This window comes from Arenibacter sp. 6A1, from assembly GCF_012272855.1.
GTDB lineage: Bacteria > Bacteroidota > Bacteroidia > Flavobacteriales > Flavobacteriaceae > Arenibacter.
Window position 1 is genome coordinate 67235 of the sequence record NZ_JAAXCQ010000015.1, and the last position, 24552, is coordinate 91786.

Here is a 24552-nt window from a genome sequence, read left to right on the forward strand (position 1 = left end):
TTATTTATTTGATTCATTGGTGAAAAATTGTTCTAAGGCAATCATATCTGGTATTAAAACCTGCCTGGCTTTACTACCTTCAAAGGGGCCTACAATACCAGCAGCTTCTAATTGATCTACGATTCTTCCGGCCCTATTATATCCTAATTTTAATTTACGTTGTATTAAGGAAGCAGAACCTTGTTGTGCAATGACAATTACTTCGGCCGCCTCGCGGAACATACTGTCCCTATCAGAGATATTGTAATCAATACTTGTGCCAGAATCGTCATTCCCGACATATTCTGGAAGTAAATGAGCATCAGGGTAAGCTCTTTGAGAGCCTATAAAATCGGTAATCCTATCAACTTCTGGGGTGTCTACAAAGGCACATTGAATCCTGGTCACATCATTACCCTGTGTAAAGAGCATATCTCCACGACCAATTAGCTGATCGGCTCCTTGTGTATCTAAAATGGTCCTAGAATCTATCTTAGACGTAACCCTAAAGGCTATTCTTGCAGGGAAGTTAGCCTTAATAATACCGGTAATAACATTTACCGACGGTCTTTGGGTGGCAATAATTAAATGAATACCAATAGCCCTTGCCAACTGTGCCAGTCGTGCAATAGGGGTTTCTACTTCTTTTCCGGCAGTCATGATTAAATCGGCGAATTCATCGATGACCAAGACAATATAAGGCAAGAATACGTGGCCGTCGTTAGGGTTTAATTTTCGGGCCTTAAATTTTGTATTGTATTCCTTTATATTTCTAACCATAGCAAGCTTTAGAAGCTCGTAGCGGTTATCCATTTCTATACAAAGCGAATTAAGGGTGTTGATAACCTTGGCATTGTCTGTTATAATGGCTTCTTCCGAATCGGGAAGCTTGGCCAAGAAATGTCTTTCAATTTTATTGAACAAGGTAAGTTCTACCTTTTTCGGGTCGATAAGAACGAACTTTACTTCGGCCGGGTGTTTTTTGTACAGTAAGGAGGTTAATACCGCATTCAATCCCACCGATTTACCCTGTCCGGTAGCCCCTGCCATTAACATATGGGGCATTTTGGCTAAATCAACGACAAAAGTCTCGTTGCTAATTGTTTTTCCAAAGGCAATAGGCAATTGCATTTCGGCCTTTTGGAATTTACTGGAAGCAATGACCGAACGCATAGAAACCATGGTGGCGTTCTTATTGGGGACTTCTATACCAATGGTACCCTTTCCTGGTATCGGTGCAATGATACGGATCCCTAAGGCTGCTAAGGAAAGTGCAATGTCGTCCTCAAGATTTTTAATCTTAGAAATACGTACTCCTGCATCCGGAACAATTTCATAAAGAGTTACGGTAGGTCCTATGGTAGCTTTTATTTGAGCGATGCCGATTTTGTAGTTTTTTAAAGTCTCTACAATTTTATTTTTGTTTTCCTCTAATTCTTCCTGATTGATGGTTATTCCGCCAGTGGTACCGTGGTTGTCCAATAAATCTAGAGAAGGGAACTTGTAGTTGCCCAATTCCAAAGTAGGATCGAATTCTCCGAAATCATCTACTAGCTTTTCGGAAATATTATCCTTTTCTTCCTTTTCCTCGGCTAATTTGGCAACCTCCATAGCAATATTCTCCTCTTCGGCAAGATCTTCTTCGGGGGCAATGGCTACTTCAAACTCGTCCTCTGTCTTTTCTGGCTGGATAGGAGGAATGTCTTGTTTATGGGTATAGGTGTCTATTATATTTGTGGTCTCCTCGGTATCTGTATGCTCTTGTTCACGGTCTTCTTCAGAAGAAAACTCATCATTAGTCACAGTGTTGGCAGAGGAGGCTTTTGTTTTTAATTCTGCACGAATAGCTGCTATCTTGGCCTTTAAAAACACCGCTACGACATCTGGACTAAGCTTAAAGAGTCTGACTAAAATTATGGTCAACCCAAATAAAAGCAAAAGAATCACACCTAATTTACCAGTGTAATCTTGCATAAAATCATTCAGTTCATAGCCTATTAAGCCACCTAATAAAGGTTGGCTAGGAGCAAAACATCCGAAAGCTATAGAAAACCATATAATGAGTACCAAGCCCCAAATCCATTTTCGTAACAAACCATCGGCGGGTTTGCTTATAAATAAATGAAAACCACTGATAAATAAGAGGTAGGTGAATATGACAGAAGCTGGTCCAAAGCCCTTATAGATAAAGAAATGGCTGACACTGGCCCCAAACTTGTTCAATAAGTTTTTTGCCAATTCATTTCTGTTGGCGAATTCGGTAAGTAGACTTTGGTCTTCTTGCCAGGTGAAATAATAAGATACAAAAGAGAAAAACAAAGCAATGCTGAAGAGCATTAACAAGCTTCCGGTAATAATTTTATTTTGCTTGGATAATTGTATGGTAAAGTCTTTTTTGATTCCCGAAGACCTTGGTTTTTTTGTTTTCTTTGCCATTAAATCTTATATTCTTGGAGCTAAATTACAAATTTACTCAGGAACTCATTCGAACTTTTTTGATTCGCCCTAAAATTCGTTGACCCTCTATTAGCTTACGCCATCTAATTTACTCCTTCCTTAGAATTGCATTGTCTTAACCAACGATTCAATAAAGATCCCTATCTGTTTGTTCATCTATGAGTTAGAAGAGGAAGATGGTTTTTTTTATAGTAATCTAGGAATATAGATGATAAGTCCCACAATACTTGCGGCAATAGATACCAACATCACTGCTCCTGCGGAAACATCCTTAATAAAGCCAATCTTAGGATCGTGGTCTGGATGAATAAAATCTGCCAGTTTTTCTACGGCGGTATTCATTCCTTCAGTGCCCAATACCATCGCAATAGCGATTGTTTGAAGAGCCCATTCGATATTGGAAATATCAAAATAAAAACCAGCGGCAGTGACCACTACCGTAATAAAAACTTGAATCTTAATACTAGGTTCGGTTTTTATTAAAAGTAGTGCTCCTTTCGCTGCAAATCCAACACTTCTAATTCTGTTGATTATAAAACTTTCCTTAGGCATCTATTAAGGCTTGCAATGCTGCTTTGTAGTTTGGCTCGTCTACCGTTTCGGCAACTTGCTCATTATAAAGGATTACTCCTTCTTCATTAAGAACAACTACAGATCTAGAAAGCAAAGACTTTAATGGGCCATCTTTAAATTCTACCCCATACGTCTTTCCAAAGTTACCGTCTTTAAAATCCGATAGCATTTCTACGTTCTCTATTCCTTCTGCTCCACAAAAACGCCCTTGTGCAAACGGAAGGTCTTTAGAAACACATAATACCTTTGTGTTAGGTAATTCTGCCACCACTTTGTTAAACTGTCTAACCGACTGGGCACAGGTTCCTGTGTCTACACTTGGGAATATGTTAAGTACTAACTTTTTTCCTTTGTAGTCTTCTAGGGTTGCAGCAGAAAGGTCTCCTTTTGTCAATTCAAAATTTGGAGCCTTGTTGCCAATTTCTGGCAAGTCGCCTATAGTATTTAAAGTATTTCCTTTTAATGTTACAATAGCCATAAATAAGATTTTTAAATTTTTGGGTGAAAATAACGAATATATAGGTGATTTTTAGAATTCGACTACAAAAAAAATAGGATCAAAAAATTATCTTTTATGAGCCTATTTTTAAATTTAATGTAAGTCGCTATTTATCAATGGAGCCAACAACGCGTTGCATAAAACTGTTTAATGCGTCTTTTTGAGAGCTACCTTCTTTAATGGACTTGTGTACCTCTATGGCGCCATACATATTAGAGATCAATTCTCCAATGACATCTAATTCCTCGTCCTTTAACGAAGGGACCTCCGTTAAGGCTTCTAAGGTTTCAATGGTTTCTATTACGAAATCTTCATCGTTTTCCTCAATGAAGTTGGTCAGGTGTTTAATTACTGGTAATTTCACTTATCAAGTCTTTTAGTACATCATATTTGTTCGTTTGAACCTGGTTTTTGAATTCTCCATCGGTAAAGGTGGCAAAAGTAGGAAGATTGTCTACATTGGCCAGTTTTCTAGATTCAGGGAACTTTTCCGCATCGGCAAGTACAAAAGTGATATCCTCGTTTTGAGTAGCCTCTTTTTTGAACTTTGGCTTCATGATACGGCAGTTACCGCACCAGGTAGCAGAAAATTGTACCACTACCTTTGGGTTTTGGCTGATAATTTCTCTTAAATTGTCGTTTTCCAATTCTAATAACATATTCCTCAGTTTTTAAAATTATAATATAAAAAAAGGAGCCAACTATTGTGATAAATATTGACTCCTTATTTGTGTTGTTGGGTGCTTAGTTTGCGTGAGCCGATAGGTAAGAAGCAACCCCTTTTCTGTCAGCGGTCATAGCCTCTTTTCCTTCTTCCCAGTTAGCAGGACAAACCTCTCCTTTTTCCTGAACGTGAGTGTAAGCGTCAATTAAACGAAGAAATTCGTTTACGTTTCTTCCTAAAGGCATGTGGTTGATTCCTTCATGGAATACGGTACCTTCCTCATCAATTAAATAAGTAGCTCTGTATGTTACATTGTCTCCTTCTACAGTAACAACTCCAGTTTCGTCATTGTACTCTTCATTGGTGATGTCTAAAATCCCCAAAGTAGATGCTAGGTTTCTGTTGCTGTCTGCCAAAAGAGGGTAAGTAACACCTTCGATTCCTCCGTTGTCCTTTGCAGTGTTCAACCATGCAAAATGTACTTCCGCAGTATCACAAGAAGCGCCGATAACAATAGTGTTTCTGCTTTCGAACTCTTTTAAAGCTGCTTGAAAAGCGTGTAATTCTGTTGGGCAAACAAAAGTGAAATCTTTTGGGTACCAAAATAAAATTACTTTCTTGTTGTTCTTTTGTGCTTCTTCTAAAACGTTAATTTTAAAAGTGTCTCCTAAATCATTCATTGCATTAACACTAAGATTCGGGAATTTTTTTCCTACTAAAGCCATATTTATTCTTTTATCAATTAATTTCTGATTCAAAAATACAGCTTATTATCAATGTTAAGTAAGAATGTCGATCTAAAAAACTTATAGTCTTATAGCTAATCTATATGCTGTAAAAAATGAAGGCTATTGTTCAGGGGATTAGCCGTATTTATTAGTGTTTTTTAAACTTGATTCCTTTTTTTTGAGAAAACAGATTGCCTTGTTTTAGGACGATGGTTTTATTGTTCTGCTGTTTAATTTAGGTGTGCTCTTTTAATGGAATTTAGGGGTATTACCTGGCGCTCACCGTAGCGGTAGCCAACATTTTAATTTTAATCCTCAAGGCTGCGAAAATTAAGGTCATAAACGGGCTCAGCCAGTTAAATATGGCGTAGAAAAAATAATCTGCCACACTAACACCTAACACACCGCTGTGATAGGCTCCACAGGTGTTCCATGGAATAAGAACAGAGGTCACCGTACCAGAATCTTCTAAAGTCCTACTTAAGTTTTCCGGAGCAAGTCCTTTTTCCTGGTAGGCTTTAGAAAACATTTTCCCAGGAACAACGATTGCTAAATATTGGTCAGAAGCCGTAACGTTTAAAGCTAGACAGCTAGCGACAGTACTGCTGAAAAGACCAAAGGTAGACTTGGCCATGCTTAATAAGGCAGCGCTTATCCTAGATAGTGCGCCAATACCGTCCATGATGCCACCAAAGACCATGGCGCAAAGAATAAGCCATATGGTGCCAAGCATCCCGCTCATCCCTTTAGATGAAAACAAATCGCTTAAAACGGCGCTTTCAGTAGGAATAGAAGTACTTTGTGTAATTGCTTTTATGACTCCTTCATAACCAGAACGGAAGGTTAATTCTTTTGCTTCCGTTATCCCCATAACAACTTCTGGTTGAAATATTAAAGCAAACAAACCGCCTAAAAGAGTACCGATCAATAAAGCTAGTAAAGGAGGAGCCTTTTTTAAAATTAATAGAACAACAGCAACAGGGACTAAGAATAACCAGCCGTTAATTTGAAAGGTTTCGCTAATAGCGCTTAGAAGGGCTTGAGTGTCCGTCGATCCTGTGGTATCTATGGTAAAGCCTAAAACAACAAATACCGTTAAAGTGACCAAGATGGTAGGGATTGTAGTTAAGGACATGTATTTTATATGAGAAAACAAATCGCTACCGGCCATTGCGGCGGCTAAATTAGTGGTGTCGCTAAGAGGAGACATCTTGTCACCAAAATAGGCGCCAGAAAGGATGGCTCCGGCCGTCATTCCTAAAGGGATTCCTAAGGCATTTCCAATTCCTATTAATGCAATACCGACTGTTGCAGAGGTGGTCCATGAACTCCCCGTGGCTATAGATATGATGGCACAGATAATGACGGAGGCCATTAAGAAAATTGTTGGGTTTAAAATTTGAAGACCGTAATAAATCATGGTAGGAATAATACCGCTAATTAGCCAAGTACCCGAAAGGGCTCCTACCATTAAAAGAATTAGCAGTGCCCCGGTAGTCGATTTTACGTTTTCGGCAACCTCAGACATCATTTTGGTATAGGATATCTTGTTGAAAACCCCTACAATGGCAGCCACAGCACCTCCTAAGAGAAGAATAAACTGATTGGAGCCGCTTAAAGCATCGTCCCCAAAAACAAACACATTATATGCCAACATAGCTACCAGTGCTATCACTGGTATTAAAGCTTCCCAGATACTTAATTCTTTATTCTCTACTATATTCTCAGTTTGCGGTTCTAAGGAATTAAGATCTTGATTCTGCATGTATTCTTGATTAGTTAGGTGGTAATATTACAATTTTGACACCTTTTGTGCAAGTGTTTTAAATTTTGTTTAAATGGATCTGGTCGTTGCTTTTTAAGATCCCTAATTCTAACATGCAGGTTTTTATAGAAGTATAAGTTCTAGAGATATCGTTGTCTAAGCCTATGGAAAATCTGATCAAGCCATCGGAAAGTCCCATTTCTTTTTGTTCTTCCAAAGGGATTTCTGAGGATGTAGAGGATCCTGGAGCACTAAAAAGAGTTTTATAGAATCCTAAACTCACCGCTAAATAGCCCAAATGCCTTTCTTGCATCAATTCCATCAGGGCATTGGCGTTTTCCAAGGAACCTGCGTCCAGGGTCATGATGCCTCCGTATCCAAATTCGGCATTGTATTGCTTTTTCATTACCTCGTGTCCAGGATGCGATTTTAAACCAGGGTATACTACTTTAAGCCCGTCCTTTTCCAAGTTTTCTGCTAAATACAGGGCGTTCTCGCTGTGTTTTTTTATCCGTATATGAAGGGTGCGCATGTTTTTTAGGATAGAAGCTGCTCGCAAACTGTCTAAAGTGCTTCCCAAAAGCATTCCGGCGCCATTATTGACATCTTTAAGGCTAAGACAGAATTCTTTGGTGCCACAAACAGCCCCGGCAACACAATCACTGGTGCCATTGATAAATTTAGTGAGACTATGAATAACAATGTCGGCACCAAAATTAACTGGAGAAATTGATAAAGGAGAAAAAGTGTTGTCTACCACTAATGGGATATGGTGGTTTTTAGCCAAGCTAGAAAGGGATTCCAGGTCCGCAATTTCCAACAGCGGATTACTTACCGATTCACAATAAATCATCTTGGTTTTAGGTGTTATCGCCTCTGCAACCGTAGAAGATTTAGTGATATCTACAAAGGAGATCTCGATGTTGAATTTTTTTAAAAAATTTTTCATGAAGGCGTAGGTACCTCCATAAATGGTTCTACTGCTCACAATATGGTCTCCGGCATCGCAAAGTTGCAAGATTACGGCTGTAATAGCACCCATACCGCTAGCGGTAACATTAGCGGTCTCCGTACCTTCTAAAGCCGCCAAGGCTTCGCCTAAATACAGATTAGAAGGCGAAGAGTGTCTGGAGTATAAATAACAGCCCTCTGTGTTTCCTTCAAAGGTATCGAACATGGTTTTTGCCGATAAAAAGGTGTAGGTAGATGAATCTGAGATCGACGGGTTAACGCCTCCGTATTCCCCAAAATAATGCAAGTCTTGTAAGTTGTCAGGTGCTTTAGAATCCATAATGTTGTTTTAGTTTCTTTTAAAATTAAGGATAATCAGGAGATAAATCAATGTAAACCAAAATCAATAGAAAATAAAACTATAAATCTGTATATTAGTAGATTGTGATTTGTTGCTGAACAGGTTTAGGGTTATTTAAACGAAAATATATCATATGGTGTTTGATGAGGTCGATATTAAGTTGTTAGGGATGCTGCAAAACAATGCAAAACTAACGACCAAGGAATACGCGAATAATTTAGGTCTTTCCGTAACCGCTGTTTATGAGCGGATAAAGCGATTAGAATAAACAGGGGTTATTACTAAATATGTTGCCTTGGTCGATAAGAAAAAGGTAAACAAATCGCATGTTGTGATTTGTCATGTAAAACTAGCGCAACATAATAAGGAGTTTTTAATGCAGTTTGAGCGGGAGGTTTTAAAGCTTAAAGAGGTGGTAGATTGCTATCATATCAGTGGAGATTACGACTATATATTAAAAATATATGTGAGTGATATGGAAGAGTACCGGGAGTTTATGGTGACAAAGCTTACGACAATCCAGCATATTGGGAGTACCCAAAGCGCCTTTGTGATCAAGGAATTAAAAAACTCTACGGTAGTGGCCTTATGAGTTTTTTGGGGTTTATCTGTTTACATGTTATATTTTGAGCAAAAAAACGCATTGTTGTCAAATAATAAAACATTTGTACTTTTGCTACGTTAATTATTGCATTAATTTTACCGACACACTAATATTCATAATAAAAAAGTAATATGACCCAATACGATGTAGCCATAATAGGCTCTGGTCCTGGCGGATATGTAGCAGCAATCCGTTGCGCACAATTAGGAATGAAAACCGCAATCATTGAAAAATATTCCACTTTAGGAGGTACTTGTCTTAATGTAGGTTGTATTCCTTCTAAAGCGCTATTAGATTCTTCTCACCATTATGAAGATGCTGTTAAGCACTTTAGCGATCACGGAATAGAAATTCCAGGAGAAATAAAGGTAAACTTGGAGAAAATGATCGGCAGAAAACAAACTGTCGTAGATCAGACCTGTGCCGGAGTAAAGTTCTTAATGGATAAAAACAAGATAGAAGTCTACGAGGGCTTGGGAAGTTTTAAAGATGCCACCCATGTAAATATTGCAAAGAAGGACGGGTCAACAGAAACTATTGAGGCTAAGAATATCATTATCGCTACCGGTTCTAAGCCATCGAGCTTGCCTTTTATCAATATTGATAAAAAACGCGTTATTACTTCTACGGAGGCTTTAAAACTAAAAGAAATCCCGAAGCATCTTATCGTAATCGGTGGTGGTGTTATCGGTTTAGAATTAGGGCAGGTTTACAAGCGTTTGGGCGCAGATGTAACAGTTGTGGAGTTTATGGATCGTATTGTGCCAGGAATGGACGGAGCGCTTTCTAAAGAGTTGCTAAAAGTCTTGAAGAAACAAAAGGTGAAATTTAATCTTTCGCACAAGGTGAAATCGGTAACTACTAACGGAGACGAGGTTGTGGTAGTAGCTGACGATAAAAAAGGGCAAGAGGTAACTTTTAAAGGAGATTATTGCCTGGTAAGTGTAGGGCGTCGTCCGTATACCGACGGTCTTAACCTGGAGGCTGCCGGAATAACTATGGAAAAAAACGGGACAATTGCCGTTAATGACCATTTACAGACTAATGTTGCTAATGTGTACGCTATAGGAGATGTTGTCCGTGGTGCTATGCTAGCTCATAAGGCTGAAGAAGAAGGTACCATGGTTGCTGAAATATTGGCGGGACAAAAACCACATATCGACTATAACTTAATCCCAGGGGTAGTCTATACATGGCCAGAAGTTGCTGCAGTAGGTAAAACCGAAGAAGAGCTAAAAGAAGCTGGTGTAGAGTACAAAACTGGCCAGTTTCCTATGCGTGCTTTGGGACGTGCCCGTGCTAGTATGGATATCGATGGTTTTGTGAAAATATTAGCCGATAAAACTACTGACGAAGTATTGGGAGTGCATATGATCGGAGCTCGTGTAGCCGATTTGATCGCGGAAGCGGTAACTGCAATGGAGTTTAGAGCATCGGCAGAAGATATCTCTAGAATGAGCCATGCCCATCCTACCTATGCCGAGGCGGTAAAAGAAGCTGCACTGGCTGCTACAGCAGATAGGGCACTGCATATCTAAAAGACCTGAAATCGCTTTACATGTGGCGATACATAGATAAAAAAAAGACCTGTTGCTAATTTAGCAACAGGTCTTTTACTTTCTAATAATATTGACTTTTATAAGTGTAAAGAGATAAAGCCAATAGATACGCTAGTTTTTATGTGACCCATCACAGTATGGAGGGTTCTTGGTAAGTTTACAAGTGCATAGAAAAGCTTTTTTGTCCTCTTCGGCAATAAAAGATAATGGCGGTGTTGCCTTTTCTGCCCGGTGCGATCCATCGCATAATGGCTGATTGCTGCTATGACTGCAAGTACACCAAGAATATTTTTTATCCTTTTCTAATTCCACCGCTATAGGTGAAAAACGCTGATTCGTATCGTTCATGATTATAATTTTGCTTGCGAAAATAAGCTAATCAGAACAAGAAAAACATAGCGACCCCTAATTCTTTACTAGTCTAAATAACCTTAACAAGGTTCCTTTGGATTTTATAGCAACAGCCTTTAAAAAACTTAGCGATTCTTGGTGAATTCCCAGCCTTGCATTCGGGGATATTAACTTCACGGGTTTCGCAATCGCAGCTTTAATCTGTACTTTGTTTTTTTCATACCTCAAAGCTAGCACTGTGGTTAACGAAATAAATATCAAGGCGCCCGGAACAACGATACTTGGCGGCAAGGTGTGGTGGAGAAAATAATACAACCCTAAACCAGTGAAACTACCGTAAAGAAGTACATAATGCACCACGTAAATAGATAAGGTGCTTTGGCCTATTTGTAGCATCTTGGCATTGGTCATGAATTTCCTGAACAACATGAAGATTGCAAAAACCAACAAAACATCACCCAAGCGAATAAATAGGTAATTGTTGAAATAAATTAAGGCAAATATCTCCATCCCAGTTTTTTGGGATAAGAAAGCAAAGAGATCAGAAGAGAAAAATATCAGGGACAGGCCCAATGCTATAAAACTGCTAATCGTAACCGGATATAGATATCGATGTGTTTTAAACCTGTTGAATATAACCGAAATAAAAGCGCCGATCCCAGCATAGCCAAACCATGGAAATATAGTGAATACAGAGCCGTTGCTCTTGGTAAAATAATTAGCTAGAAATGATGGCAAATAGTTAAAAGAAAACTGCTTGTAATAGGGTTCAAAAACAAAAAGAAAAACACTGAGACTAATAAGGGTTGTTCCAAACACATACAAGGATCTTTTGGCTGTTAATAGATAAATACCAATGATTCCCAATAGGGATAGTCCAATACAATGTAAGACATCTACAAGGTAAAAGGAGTTGTAAATCTGCAGTTTTAAAAGACCAAAGAAATTTAACCTTAGAAGGTAGCCGATAAGCAAAAGAGTTAATCCTCTTTTAATACCTTTATGGACTCTGGGGTTGTTAAAACCAAAAGCATCACCCTTAATAAGCAGATACGTAAATATAAATCCGGACACCGTAAAAAACACCGGAGCAGTAATGCCTCTAAAATATTTCCAAACCGAATATACGACATTGGAGTCTACCCGATACGCATTATCGAGTAAGCCGTCTACAAAATGCCCCTGCAACATCATCAGAATAGCCCATGCCCTAATGGCATCAATAAAGTAAAGCCGAAATTCGTTTTTTCCCATTTTATCTATCAAAGACACCTTATATACTTGGTTAACAGTATGTTTGGTTTTTCAAGGCTGCAAAATTATACAAAATCCTCGCAATTCAATGTAATTTGCGGTAATTTCGTCATATAAAAATTAAAACCGATACTATGGCGGATATTGTAGCATTTGCAGGAAGTAATTCTTCAACCTCAATTAACTATAAATTAGTAAGGTATACAGTGTCACTTGTAGAAAAGCATCAGAATCGATTGTTGAATATGGTGGACTATAATTTGCCTATGTTTAGCGAAGATTTGGAGCGAGAAAAGGGGTATTCTGATGTTTTGGTAGATTTAATGGAACAAATTAAGCCAGCAGACGGACTAATTATTTCGGTAAATGAACACAATAGCAGTCCTTCGGCTTATTTTAAGAATGTAATAGATTGGCTGTCTCGTCTTGATAAGGATTTCTTGCTCCATAAAAAGGTATTCTTAATGTCTACCTCTCGTGGTAAAAGAGGAGCGAGCAGTTCTTTGGGCATTATAAAGGCTATTCTTCCTAGGTTTGGTGCTGAGGTGGTGGCCACATTTTCCCTGCCTTCTTTTAACCATACTTTTAACGAGAGTAAGGGTATTACAGATGCTGAACTTTCTGAAGAACACAATAAAGCATTGGAATTATTTTTATCCAAAATCTAGAAACACTTGCGAAAAAAACTCACATTTACGATAGCCGATATTTCCCAATTCAAAGAAGCGCTTTTGCAATGGGGCCAGCAGTTCGAAGAAATTGTCTGGTTAGATAGCAATGCTCACCAAAACACCTATAGTTCTTTCGATAGCGTTTTGGCAGTAGATGCCCTAACGGCCGTAGAAACGGATACGCACAACGCTTTTGAAGATTTAAAGACGTACCAGTCCAATACAAAGGACTGGCTTTTTGGATACCTCTCTTACGATCTGAAAAATGATGTTGAGGTGCTGACTTCTTCTAATTATGATGGCCTGCATTTTCCCTCTTTATATTTTTTTCAACCTAAAAAGATCATCACTATCAATAAGAACAGGGTTACTTTTAACTACTTAAAAATGGTTGATGACGAAATAGAAACCGACTTTAAAGACATATCGGCGTGTAATTATTTGCAAAGCCAACAACGGCAGTCTACAAACATAGGTATTAAGCTAAGGATCTTTAAGGATGAGTACTTTAGGCAGGTAGAAAAAATGTTAGAGCATATTCATAGAGGCGATATTTATGAAGCTAATTTTTGTCAAGAGTTTTATGCCGAAAATGTGGAGATAAATCCGCATAAGACCTATCGAAAGCTCAACAGTATATCGCGCCCGCCTTTTGCCACATTTTTAAAGCTCAACGATAAGTATTTATTATGTGCATCACCAGAAAGGTATCTTAAAAAAGAAGCGAATAAAATTATCTCTCAGCCTATTAAAGGCACGGCCAAGCGTTCTGCAGTTTTGGAAGAAGATAGGCTTTTGGTGACCAACTTAGAGAACGATATTAAGGAAAGGGCAGAAAATGTTATGATCGTAGATTTGGTTCGTAACGATCTTTCTAAAAGTGCGTTAAAAGGAACGGTAACAGTGGAGGAGCTGTGTAAGGTGTATACTTTTGATCAGGTGCATCAGATGATCTCGACCATAACTGCTAAGGTGCCTGAGAACAAAAATCCGGTTGAGCTTATTAAAGAGACCTTTCCTATGGGGAGTATGACGGGGGCTCCTAAGGTATCGGCGATGAAAATCATTGAAGACTTGGAAGCTAGCAAACGAGGCCTGTACAGTGGGGCAGTGGGGTACTTTACGCCAGAAAACGATTTCGATTTTAATGTGGTGATTCGCAGTATTTTGTACAATCACACAAGAAAATACCTTTCTTTCTCCGTAGGTAGCGCCATTACTGCCAAGTCTGTACCGGAAAAAGAATACGACGAGTGCCTGTTGAAGGCAAAGGCAATGAGACAGGTGTTGGAAGATTAAAAAATGCTCCATTCCTGTCAAAGGGTAAGTTGTTGTTTTCTAGTGTATTGATTTGGGCGTTCCCTCCTTCGTCGGGCGGGCCCTTGGCTATATCCCTTGCTTCGCTGCGGGGATGCCGCCGCGGTCCCTAACGCGGGTTAAAGGGAGGGGAGTAGTATTCTTTATCATAAAATACCTGCGCCCGATCCAAAAAGCCTTGTATGTTTTCTTAGCCTTTGATATCCCTTATTCGTAGGAATCATTTTTGTTCCTTATTTTAGCGACATGCAAGAAGATTTTAAGCGTCATATAGCGGAGTTTTTTCCGCACTTAAGTAGTCAGAAGTTTATATTAGCCAGTAGTGGAGGTATAGATAGTATGGTGTTGACCCATTTGTGTGCTAACAGTCAAATGGACTTTTCTATAGCACACTGCAATTTTCATTTACGAGGAGAAGCGAGTGATGGAGATGAAGCTTTTGTTAGGGATTTCGCCGAGTCTATAGGTTTAGATGTTTATGTAACTCATTTTGATACCGTTCTTTATGCGGAAACACATAAAGTATCCATTCAGATAGCGGCTAGGGAACTTCGTTACCAATGGTTTTCAGAAATCATGGAAAAAGAAGGTGTAAAAACCTTGGTGACTGCTCATCATGCCGATGATACCTTAGAGACTTTTATTATAAACTTATCAAGAGGTACGGGATTGGAAGGGCTTTGCGGTATCCCAGCCCATACTACTAAGATTTCTAGGCCTTTACTTAAGTTTTCTAGAGCTCAAATTGTGGCCTATGCAAAACAACACCAAATAGCATGGAGGGACGATGCTAGCAATGAAGATACCAAATATCTAAGGAATAATATTCGTCACAATATTGTTCCGTCTTTAAAGGAGTTACATCCTAGTTTCTTGGATAATTTTTTAAAGACCCAGGAGTACTTACAGCAAAGTTTCGAAATATTGCAAGTTCATATTCAAGAGCTTAGGCAAAGGGTTTTTAAGTGTGAATCGAACTGTATAAAGATAGCAATAGCCGAGCTTTTGTCCTTAACCCCTAGGAAGACCTACTTGTTCCATTTCTTTAAAGATTATGGTTTTACCCAATGGGAGGATATAGATGAGTTGCTATCCGCCATGAGCGGAAAAGAAGTGCATTCACCCACCCATAGACTGTTAAAAGATAGAGCATATTTGTTATTGAAGCCTAAGGAACAGGAAGATTCACAGGTTTTTAACATTCAGGAAGGACAAAAAGAGATAAAACTGCCCGTTTCCCTTCGGTTAGAGGATGTTAGGGAAATCAGTGCAATATCAGCTAATACGGTCTACCTAGATAAAGAAAAGTTAAACTACCCATTGGTGCTACGGAAATGGGAAAAAGGGGATTATTTTTACCCTTTTGGAATGAAAGGCAAGAAAAAAGTAGCCAAATATTTCAAAGACCAAAAGATAGATATGTTTGCAAAGGAAAACCAGTGGTTGCTGTGTTCCGGAGCTGATATTGTCTGGGTTATCGGCAAACGGGCCGACGACCGTTTTAAAGTAACAGGAAATACTAATAGAATTTTAAAGATTGATTTTATCGAATGAAGTATTATGTAGCATTATCATTACTGGTTTTTAACTTTTTCCTTGCCTTTTCCCAGTCAGATGACCAGCCTTCGGTGTGGTCTTACGAAGCAATAAAGGTGTCGGACACTGAGTTCGATATTGTCATCACAGGAGATATATACGATGGGTGGCATATTTATTCGCAATTCACAGATGAAAATGGCTCCATGCCCAGTGAATTGACCTTTGAAAAAGAGGGAGAGGATTATGCCTTGCAAGGGAAGGCTGCCGAAAGCAAAACCTATACTGAATACTCAGATATTTTTGAAGTAGAAGAGACTTTCTTTAAGAACAAAGCTGTTTTTACCCAAAGGATAGAATTGCTGAAACCTGATTTAAAACAGATTGAAGTGAATTTGTTTTATCAGATATGTAAGGAGGTTTGTATTCCTAAGGAAGAAGTTTTTCATATATCCCTGACGGGAGAAGCCGCCGTAGTGGTCGATAAAAATGTGGACGATCGCAGTAAAGAACTGAGCGCTGCCTTGGTATTGGACCTGAAGAACAAAGATCTTTTGGCCAGTGGGGGTGCCGATTCCGTAGATGTTAAAACTAGCTTGTGGACCATTTTTGGCCTTGGGTTTTTAGGGGGGCTGATCGCCTTATTGACACCCTGTGTTTTTCCTATGATTCCTTTAACGGTATCCTTTTTTACCAAACAATCGGGTACCAAATCTAAAGGGATAATCAATGCTCTGCTATATGGCTTCTTTATTGTGCTGATTTACTTTTTACTCAGTCTACCATTTCATTTATTCGACTCCGTAGATTCTCAAATTCTGAACACAATTGCGACCAATGTTTGGTTAAACGTTGGGTTCTTTGTGATCTTTATCTTTTTTGCATTCTCGTTTTTCGGGTATTACGAACTGACATTACCGAGCTCATGGGCCAATAAAATGGATTCGGCCTCGTCTAAAGTAGGAGGGGGTATCGGAATATTTTTTATGGCCGTAACCTTGGCAATCGTTTCTTTCTCTTGTACCGGTCCTATCCTTGGAGGGTTATTGGGAAGTACGGCCTTGGCCGACGGGGACGTAGCCACGAATCTTACCGCTGGAATGCTTGGATTTGGAGTAGCATTAGCCTTGCCTTTTGCCTTGTTTGCTCTTTTCCCGGCTTGGTTAAATTCGCTGCCTAAATCTGGCGGCTGGATGACTACTGTAAAGGTTACCTTGGGCTTTTTTGAATTGGCACTTGCCTTTAAATTCTTGTCAAATGCCGATTTAGTGGCCAATTGGGGGATTTTTAAACGCGAAATTTTTATAGGGATTTGGGTAGTGCTTTTTGTGTTGCTGGCCTTGTATCTTTTTGGGATTTTTAAATTCCCGCACGACGGACCTAAACAGAAATTGTCTTTGGTAAGAAAAATTTCTGCCGCTCTTAGTACTGCTTTTGCGGTGTATTTGATATTAGGTCTGGTTAAGGTGACCGATCTAAAATTGTTGAGTGGTTTTCCGCCTCCTGCCTTTTATAGTGTACTAGAAACGGAAAGCGATTGCCCTCTGGGAATAGATTGTTTTAAGGATTTCGAAGAAGGCTTGGCATATGCTAAAAAGGTAAACAAGCCTATTTTACTCGATTTTACCGGATGGGCATGTGTTAACTGTCGTAAAATGGAGGAGAATGTATGGAGCGAATCCGATATTTATCCAATCTTAAAAGAAGAGTATGTCTTAATCTCCTTGTATATAGACGATAGGAAAGAACTTCCCGAAGCAGAGCAATTCGATTTTAAATATGAGTCGGGCAGAGTAAAAACTATTAAGACCATAGGGGAAAAATGGGGAACCTTCCAGACCTTAAATTTCAATGCAGCTTCCCAGCCTTATTATGTAGTGTTGTCGCCAGAATTGGAAGTGCTAAATGCGGCGGTACAATATACAGATAAGGACACTTATAGAGAGTGGTTAAAGAAAGGAATATCGAGCTTCCGTAAATTAACCCATCTAAAAGAATAGCTTTTAAAATCATAGTTGGTGACTTTAGAGAAAATCGCGATATTGCGGAATCTAAAACATTAACAAAGTATAGAAAACGCATAGGAACGACTCTAAAAAAGAAGGTGTCCTATGCGTTTTTCATTAAAATGTATCACAAAATGACCAGAATTAAATATGAAATGAGCATTTCTGAAAACTCGTCGCAACTAGGAATTCAGCTATGTGAATTACATGGGACCTTTAAAAACAATAAATATCTACATATGAAAAAACTTCTATTTCTTTTCCTCGGCCTTATGATAATCTCATGTGGCCGCAGCACTAAAAACTTGCCTTCAGGGGAAATCACCACATCGGTCGTAGATAATTATAGTGTAAAAGATTATTATACCAAAGAAGAAGTAGTTATTACCATGAGGGATGGTATAAAACTGCATACTACCATTTACGCTCCTAAAGACACTTCTAAAAAGTATCCTATTTTGCTGTCTAGAACTCCCTATAGTTGTAAGCCTTATGGGCCCGATAATTTTAGAACCAAAATAGCTCCTAATCGCCAAATGATGGAAGAAGGTAATATAATCGTTTATCAGGATGTGAGGGGGCGATGGAACAGCGAAGGCGTTTACGATAATATGCGCCCTTATATCCCTAATAAAAAGGAAGGTGATATAGATGAGGCTACCGATACGTATGATACCATAGAATGGCTAGTAAACCATGTGGAGAATAATAATGGCAAGGTGGGGATATGGGGGACTTCCTATCCTGGTTTTTATTCTACCTATTCCTTATTAGACGCTCATCCGGCAGTAAAGGCAGTATCTCCACAAGCCCCTATAGGCGATTTTTATTTTGACGATTTTCACCACAATGGGGCTTACTTGCTAAGCTACTGGCGCGCTACTGCTGTTTTCGGATATATGAAGGACAAGCCTACGACAGAAGATTGGTACACTTTTCCCGACTTGGGCACCCAAGATCAGTATCAGTTTTTTTTAGATGCAGGTCCATTAACAAACCTAGATGCCTACTACGGTAAGGATAATGTTTTTTGGCAGCAATTAAAGGATCATCCCGATTATGATGAGTTTTGGCAAAAAAGAGGCATTATTCAGCATTTAAAAGATATAAAACCCGCGGTAATGACCGTTGGGGGGTGGTTTGATGCTGAAGACCTTTACGGGCCTTTGAATACCTATGCAGCCATTGAAAAAAATAGCAACAACTATAATACTTTGGTGATGGGGCCTTGGAGTCATGGAGATTGGTCCAGGGAGAAAAAACGCCAAGCGATAGGCAATGTTTATTTTGGAGACGATATCTCTAAATTTTATCAGGAGCATATAGAGAGCAAATTTTTTAACCACTTTTTAAAAGGTGAGGGCAATGAACCTTCTGGCTTGCCCGAGGCATATGTTTTTGACACCGGTATAAAAGCATGGAAAACATTCGATACTTGGCCTCCAAAAGAAACGAAGAAGGAAAGTTATTTTTTGCAGCAAAACCAGCGTTTATCGCAAAAAGCAACTAGGAACTACTCTTTTGAGGAGTTTGTTAGCGACCCGAAAAAGCCAGTGCCCTATTCCGAGGATATAAAAATGGTATTTACACCAAGAAAATTTATGACAGACGACCAGCGTTTTGCCGCGCGTAGGCCCGATGTGTTGGTTTTTGAAACGGAGCCTCTAGAAGCGCCGCTGACCCTAGCAGGTGATATCTTGGCGAAATTAAAGGTCGCTACTACCGGAACCGATGCCGATTGGATCGTGAAGATCATAGATGTTTATCCGGCAGACCATCAAGACTACGAAGAGACACAGGCGTATTTAAAAATGGGGAATTATCATCAAATGGTTCGTAGCGAAGTGCTTAGAGGGAGGTATAGGAACGATTTCTCTAAACCAGAACCTTTTGTCCCTAACCAGGAGACGGCTGTCAATATTAAACTGCAAGATGTTTTTCACACCTTTAAAAAAGGCCATAAGCTTCAGGTGCAAATACAAAGCACTTGGTTTCCTTATATAGATTTGAATCCGCAAACTTTTGTCGATAATATTTTTAAAGCCAAAGCTGAAGATTTTCAAAAGCAAACCCATAAGGTGTATAATACATCTGCTATAGAGTTTACTGTATTGCAGCAATAATAAAAGTCTTACATCTAATAAAAAAAGCATCCTAACGAGGGTGCTTTTTTTTATAGTAAAAATTAATATACCTTTAAATTTAAATTGATTTTTGTGAAAAGATTTAAAAAGGCATTGCTGATTATCTTAGGAGTAATCGCTGTTTTGGCCATGATCGGCGCTATAATTGTTTATCAACTTTCTCCTGATTATAATGGAGAAAAGACATTGACTAAACTAACCAAAGAGGTAAAGGTGTATTACGATGCCTACGGTATTCCCCATATTTATGGTGAAAATGAAGCCGATGCTTTTAGAGCTTTAGGGTATGTGCATGCCCAGGATAGGTTGTGGCAAATGGAATTGTTGCGGCGAATAGGAAGCGGTGGGCTTTCTGAAGTCTTTGGTGCAGATTTGTTGGAAACAGATAAGTTCTTTATATCGCTAGGAATCAATGAAGCTTCTGAAAACACCATAAAAAACATAGTGCCAAACGACCCCATGGTACAATTATCACAAGCCTATCTCGATGGTGTCAATCAGTTTATCGACCAAGGGCCAACGCCAGTCGAATTTTACCTGACCGGAATAAAAAAAAGACCTTTCACCTTAAAAGATGTATATAATACAGTGGGGTATATGGCCTTTAGTTTTGCGATGGCCCATAAAACAGACCCCTTGCTGACCAATATAAAAAATAAGCTTGGGCCAGACTATTTGGTCGATTTAGAAATAGACGTAGATAGTAGTACTGTACTGATTAAAAATCACAAACCATTACCCCAGGTAAGTGTTGTTAATGAATTAATAACCAGTAAGGTATCTGAAATATTAAACAAGCTTCCGTTGGCGCAATTTGAGGGAAGCAATAGCTGGGTAATAGCCCCTGAAAAGACTAAAAACGGAAAAGTTATTTTTGCGAACGATCCACATATTGGTTTTGCTCAACCTTCGGTATGGTACGAAGCGCATGTGAGTACCCCAGCGTATGAAAAATATGGCTACCATTTGGCAGGTGTACCATTTCCATTATTAGGTCATAATAGAAAGCTGGCTTATGGACTAACCATGTTCGAAAACGATGATATAGATTTTTATTTCGAAGAAGAGAACCCTTTAGATCGCAATAGTTATAAAACCACGAGTGGTTATACTCCTTACAAGTTGGTCCACAATACTATAAAGGTAAAAGATGAGGATGCAGTAGCCTTTAAGTATAAAGAATCTATACATGGTCCTATAGTGCATGGAATAACGACAGAGCTTAGCGACGACAAAAGCATTGCCATGTCATGGGTGTATACCAAAGTAGAAAACAAAGTAATGGATGCGCTCTACGGTTTGTCACGTGCCAACAATCTGTCAGACTTTAAAAAGGCCCTCCCAGATATTCATGCGCCAGGCTTAAATATCATGTATGGTGATGCTGTTGGGAATGTGGCATGGTTTGCTACGGCAAAGTTATATACCATGCCCGAAGAGAGTCATACCAAGTTTATTTTAGATGGGAGCAGTGGTAAGGACGAGCCCCTTGGTTATTTGGATTTTTCAGAAAACCCAATGGCTGTCAATCCTCCTTGGAGCTATGTGTACTCTGCCAACAATCAGCCCGATTCCATTGCCGGAATGCTGTATCCAGGCTATTACTTGCCCGAAAACAGGGCCAAACGCATTGTCTCCTTGTTAGAGCCCAAAGACGACTGGGATAAGCAACAGGTTTCCGAAATGATTTTAGATGTTACCGCTCCGGTTGATATAGATATTGTGAGCAACTTGGTTAAATTAATGGATGTAAAACAGTTGAGCGAACAAGAAATTCATGTGCTCGATAAGTTAAGTTTATGGGATGGGAACAACCAAATAGAAAAGATAGAACCTACGGTTTATCACCGATGGTTGTATCAGCTAATAAAACATGCTTTTGAAGACGAGTTGGGGACAGAAATGTTCCAAGAACTGTTGGCTACTCATATGTTTAAAAGACTAATAGCGCCTTTAGCCGAAAAAGAAACTTCTGTTTGGTGGGATAACATTACAACAAAAGATATTGTCGAAACAAAGCAACAGGCGGTAATCGAGTCCTTTAAATTGGCTGTGGCATCCTTAAAGGCCGATTTTGGAGATAATAACGTAATGTGGACCTGGGGAAAAGTTCATACACTAGAGCACGAGCATCCCATAGGGCGTATAAAAGCGCTTAGGTCTTTCTTTAATGTGGGGCCCTTCCCGGCAATGGGAACTAGAGAAGTTATCAATAACATGGCTTTTAGTTATGATGAAACAGGGAAATATCCAGTTACTTCGGGACCTTCGACCCGAAGGGTGATAGATTTTTCGGATATAGAAAATAGCATCAGTATTCTACCTACCGGGCAATCGGGAAATCCGTTTAGTCCACATTATAGGGATCAGGCAAAAATGTTTAACAAGGGGCATTTTCGTAAAATGATGATGAACAAAGAAGAAATTATAAGTTCCAAGAAATCCCTGCTCATATTTAAACCGAAGTTGTAAAAACGAGGAAGGCAATCATATGCTGTTCGTCTTTTTTCTTACTATTTTTGGCTAATTCTGTAACATCTAGTCTCTTATATATTAAATATCTTGTTTTATTTAATTACTTTTAGTTAAAAGAGATGTAAATGCTTACAAAAGTATTCGGAAGTGCTGTATTCGGAGTGGAAGCAACGACCATTACAGTGGAGGTTAATATAGACAAAGGTGTTGGCTATCATTTGGTAGGCTTGCCAGACAATGCCATCAAAGAGAGCAACTATCGTATTGCGGCCGGCTTAAAAAATAACGGCTATAAGGTTCCTGGCAAGAAAATCACTATCAACATGGCGCCAGCCGATCTGCGAAAAGAAGGATCGGCCTATGACCTTACCCTGGCCTTGGGAATTCTTACTGCCTCTGGGCAAATAAAATCCGAGAATCTGGAGCGCTATGTTATTATGGGGGAAATGTCCTTGGATGGGAGTATTCAGCCTATAAAGGGAGCCTTGCCGATCGCTATAAAAGCGAAGGAAGAAGGGTTTTTAGGGTTTATCTTACCCATGGAAAACGCCAAGGAAGCTGCTATTGTCGATGGGTTAAAGGTGTATGGGGTGGAGAATATTGGAGAGGTCATTGAATTTTTTGATAGCGGTACGCCCTTAGAAGAGACCGTGATAGATACCCAGGCCGAATTTTATAAGAATTTGGATTTTCCCGAATTCGATTTTTCAGATGTGAAGGGGCAGGAAAGCATCAAGCGCTGTATGGAGATAGCGGCGGCAGGTGGCCATAATATTATTCTGATAGGCCCTCCAGGAGCTGGAAAGACCATGCTAGCGAAACGCCTGCCATCTATTTTACCGCCCATGACCCTCAATGAAGCTTTAGAAACCACTAAAATCCACAGCGTGGTGGGAAAAATAAAGAATATGGGGCTTATGAACCAAAGACCCTTCAGAAGTCCACACCACACTATTAGCGATGTAGCCTTGGTCGGAGGTGGAGCCTATCCACAGCCTGGGGAAATTTCCCTATCCCATAACGGAGTATTGTTTTTAGATGAATTACCAGAATTTAAACGGGGAGTATTGGAAGTAATGCGACAACCCTTAGAAGATAGGGAGGTTACAATTTCTAGAGCCCGTTTTACGGTTACCTATCCCAGTAGTTTTATGCTGGTGGCCAGTATGAATCCTAGTCCCGGCGGGTATTTTAACGATCCCGATGCCCCTGTGACATCCTCCCCGGCAGAAATGCAACGCTATTTAGGAAAAATATCGGGTCCCTTATTAGATAGGATCGATATTCATATAGAAGTAACCCCAGTGCCCTTCGAAAAGTTATCGGAAGATAGAAAAGGAGAAAGCAGTGTGGATATTCGCAAACGGGTAACGGCTGCCCGGGCATTGCAGACCCAGCGCTTTTTAGAGTCCGAGAATGTACACTACAACGCACAGATGAATACTAAGCAAATTCGAAAGCACTGCCAAATGGACGATTCCTCCAAAGAATTGCTCAAAAATGCCATGGATCGATTAAATCTCTCTGCTCGCGCTTACGACAGGATTTTGAAAGTAGCGAGAACCATCGCCGATCTGGAAAATGTAACCGAAGTCAACGGCAACCATATTGGGGAGGCTATTCAATACAGAAGCTTAGATCGAGAAGGTTGGTTAGGGTAGAGGAATCATCATAAATGAGGTATTGACGATCTATGAAAAAGGGTCAGACTTTAGATAAAAGTCCAACCCCTGTTATTTTAAACTTACACCCTTAAAGGGATAGCATCCTTTTTAAAGCGCTTTTTTAAGTCATATTTTGTCTTACCTCTTGTAGTCTTTGATTAAAATCATAACAAAGTGCGTTATATAAAAAATCGGACATAAAATTACACAACATTTCTATGGCACCTGTTGGAGCACCTTTTGGATGGGCCGTTAAGATACCATGTGCAAAACAATTTCTTAGCATGGCACTTACATACAATCCTTTTCTAGCACCTTCTCCTTTTCTAAATTCTTTTAGACTTCTACGTTGGGCAAAAGAATTGCAGTTTTGTAATAAAAAATTAAACACAGCGTCATTGGTGTCAACAATATCAAAAGCATCTTTTATTTGCTCAAACATGGAAGCCGGCACTTTTTGTAATGCTAAATGGTACATGCCTTTTTCAATTCCCTCACAATCGGTCACATAGCGCTCAAAAGCACTAAACATTAAAAAATGTCTGTTTAGAGCTTCATATCCTTTTGAAGTGCCTTCCCCAAAATCATTAAATGTGATTGATTCTATGGACTTTGCAACACGTAATCTACGGGCAAATCCATTAAAACTAGCACGAGATTCAGAAACATAATCAAAATCCTCCATGGAAGCTTTATCTACTCCTGCTCTCGTCAAATATCTAAATTCACTAAAACCAGGGAGAACAGATTCCTCATATAGTATTGCAGTTTTTTCTAGTGTCATTATGTTCTAATATTGAATTGCACGATTTAAACCGGGAAATTAAAAGACTGAGATGGCTCTACAGCCAATATTTTATAATAATCGCGCATGAATTTTTTGTTTTGAAATTCCAAATATAGCAACTTTTTTAGGTGTAAACTTAATATAAAGTAGGAAAATACGTTTATAAGTAATTGAGAGGTGTTTACATTTTTAAAAATCCCATAGATC

Annotated in this window: 19 protein-coding genes and 1 pseudogene; 9 read left to right on the forward strand and 11 right to left on the reverse strand. The window is 39.2% G+C overall.

Features of this window, described 5'->3' with window-relative positions:
• The 8 genes from HCG49_RS13735 to HCG49_RS13770 form a co-directional block, all read right to left on the reverse strand.
• Window positions 1–2415: a DNA translocase FtsK gene (locus HCG49_RS13735; RefSeq protein ID WP_168470109.1), complete on the reverse strand. Its 2415-nt coding sequence runs from the start codon at window positions 2413–2415 to the stop codon at window positions 1–3.
• Window positions 2416–2622: 207 nt separating this feature from the next.
• Window positions 2623–2988, reverse strand: a complete 366-nt coding sequence (locus tag HCG49_RS13740) for a diacylglycerol kinase family protein (RefSeq protein WP_168470110.1) — start codon at window positions 2986–2988, stop codon at window positions 2623–2625.
• Window positions 2981–3487, reverse strand: a complete 507-nt coding sequence (gene tpx, locus HCG49_RS13745; RefSeq protein WP_168470111.1) for a thiol peroxidase — start codon at window positions 3485–3487, stop codon at window positions 2981–2983. Before tpx ends, HCG49_RS13740 begins: the two co-directional genes overlap by 8 nt.
• Window positions 3488–3614: 127 nt before the next feature.
• Window positions 3615–3872, reverse strand: coding sequence for a DUF6952 family protein (locus tag HCG49_RS13750; protein ID WP_168470112.1), 258 nt, complete (start codon window positions 3870–3872; stop codon window positions 3615–3617).
• The gene (locus HCG49_RS13755) at window positions 3853–4167 is read right to left on the reverse strand and encodes a thioredoxin family protein (protein WP_168470113.1); all 315 of its coding nucleotides are present in this window, start codon (window positions 4165–4167) and stop codon (window positions 3853–3855) included. Before HCG49_RS13755 ends, HCG49_RS13750 begins: the two co-directional genes overlap by 20 nt.
• 85 nt (window positions 4168–4252) lie before the next feature.
• On the reverse strand, window positions 4253–4897 hold the full coding sequence (locus tag HCG49_RS13760; RefSeq protein WP_168470114.1) for a peroxiredoxin: 645 nt from the start codon (window positions 4895–4897) through the stop codon (window positions 4253–4255).
• A 271-nt stretch (window positions 4898–5168) separates the two neighbouring features.
• A complete protein-coding gene (gene nhaC / locus HCG49_RS13765; RefSeq protein WP_168470115.1) occupies window positions 5169–6665 on the reverse strand; it encodes a Na+/H+ antiporter NhaC in 1497 nt (498 codons plus the stop codon).
• A 58-nt stretch (window positions 6666–6723) separates the two neighbouring features.
• On the reverse strand, window positions 6724–7956 hold the full coding sequence (locus HCG49_RS13770) for an aminotransferase class I/II-fold pyridoxal phosphate-dependent enzyme (protein ID WP_168470116.1): 1233 nt from the start codon (window positions 7954–7956) through the stop codon (window positions 6724–6726).
• Between the two features lie 154 nt (window positions 7957–8110).
• Between HCG49_RS13770 and HCG49_RS13775 the strand changes: the two are divergent.
• Together HCG49_RS13775 and lpdA are read left to right on the forward strand one after the other, a co-directional pair.
• A pseudogene (locus HCG49_RS13775) lies at window positions 8111–8569 on the forward strand (Lrp/AsnC family transcriptional regulator).
• A 143-nt stretch (window positions 8570–8712) separates the two neighbouring features.
• Window positions 8713–10119, forward strand: coding sequence for a dihydrolipoyl dehydrogenase (gene lpdA / locus HCG49_RS13780; protein ID WP_168470117.1), 1407 nt, complete (start codon window positions 8713–8715; stop codon window positions 10117–10119).
• 132 nt (window positions 10120–10251) lie between these two features.
• Here lpdA and HCG49_RS13785 read toward each other — a convergent pair whose 3' ends face one another.
• Both HCG49_RS13785 and HCG49_RS13790 read right to left on the reverse strand, forming a co-directional pair.
• On the reverse strand, window positions 10252–10488 hold the full coding sequence (locus HCG49_RS13785; RefSeq protein WP_168470118.1) for a CDGSH iron-sulfur domain-containing protein: 237 nt from the start codon (window positions 10486–10488) through the stop codon (window positions 10252–10254).
• Window positions 10489–10545: 57 nt separating this feature from the next.
• Window positions 10546–11757, reverse strand: a complete 1212-nt coding sequence (locus tag HCG49_RS13790) for a heparan-alpha-glucosaminide N-acetyltransferase domain-containing protein (RefSeq protein ID WP_240938703.1) — start codon at window positions 11755–11757, stop codon at window positions 10546–10548.
• 122 nt (window positions 11758–11879) lie between these two features.
• On the opposite strand from HCG49_RS13790, the gene HCG49_RS13795 reads away from it, so the two are divergent.
• The 7 genes from HCG49_RS13795 (at window position 11880) to HCG49_RS13825 (ending at window position 23555) form a co-directional block, all read left to right on the forward strand.
• Window positions 11880–12413 carry an NADPH-dependent FMN reductase gene (locus tag HCG49_RS13795; protein WP_168470119.1) on the forward strand — a complete coding sequence of 178 codons (534 nt, stop codon included), beginning with the start codon at window positions 11880–11882 and terminating at the stop codon, window positions 12411–12413.
• Window positions 12414–12419: 6 nt separating this feature from the next.
• A complete protein-coding gene (locus HCG49_RS13800) occupies window positions 12420–13715 on the forward strand; it encodes an anthranilate synthase component I family protein (protein ID WP_168470120.1) in 1296 nt (431 codons plus the stop codon).
• A 264-nt stretch (window positions 13716–13979) separates the two neighbouring features.
• On the forward strand, window positions 13980–15287 hold the full coding sequence (tilS, locus tag HCG49_RS13805; protein ID WP_168470121.1) for a tRNA lysidine(34) synthetase TilS: 1308 nt from the start codon (window positions 13980–13982) through the stop codon (window positions 15285–15287).
• Window positions 15284–17269, forward strand: a complete 1986-nt coding sequence (locus HCG49_RS13810; protein WP_168470122.1) for a protein-disulfide reductase DsbD family protein — start codon at window positions 15284–15286, stop codon at window positions 17267–17269. Before tilS ends, HCG49_RS13810 begins: the two co-directional genes overlap by 4 nt.
• Window positions 17270–17514: 245 nt before the next feature.
• Window positions 17515–19398: a CocE/NonD family hydrolase gene (locus HCG49_RS13815; RefSeq protein ID WP_168470145.1), complete on the forward strand. Its 1884-nt coding sequence runs from the start codon at window positions 17515–17517 to the stop codon at window positions 19396–19398.
• Window positions 19399–19491: 93 nt separating this feature from the next.
• Window positions 19492–21891 (forward strand): penicillin acylase family protein, encoded by a 2400-nt coding sequence (locus HCG49_RS13820; RefSeq protein ID WP_168470123.1) that lies wholly within the window; start codon window positions 19492–19494, stop codon window positions 21889–21891.
• A gap of 128 nt (window positions 21892–22019) precedes the next feature.
• Window positions 22020–23555: a YifB family Mg chelatase-like AAA ATPase gene (locus tag HCG49_RS13825; RefSeq protein ID WP_168470124.1), complete on the forward strand. Its 1536-nt coding sequence runs from the start codon at window positions 22020–22022 to the stop codon at window positions 23553–23555.
• A 124-nt stretch (window positions 23556–23679) separates the two neighbouring features.
• On the opposite strand, the gene HCG49_RS13830 is transcribed toward HCG49_RS13825, so the two are convergent.
• Window positions 23680–24342: a hypothetical protein gene (locus HCG49_RS13830; RefSeq protein ID WP_168470125.1), complete on the reverse strand. Its 663-nt coding sequence runs from the start codon at window positions 24340–24342 to the stop codon at window positions 23680–23682.
• Between the last annotated feature and the right edge of the window lie 210 nt (window positions 24343–24552).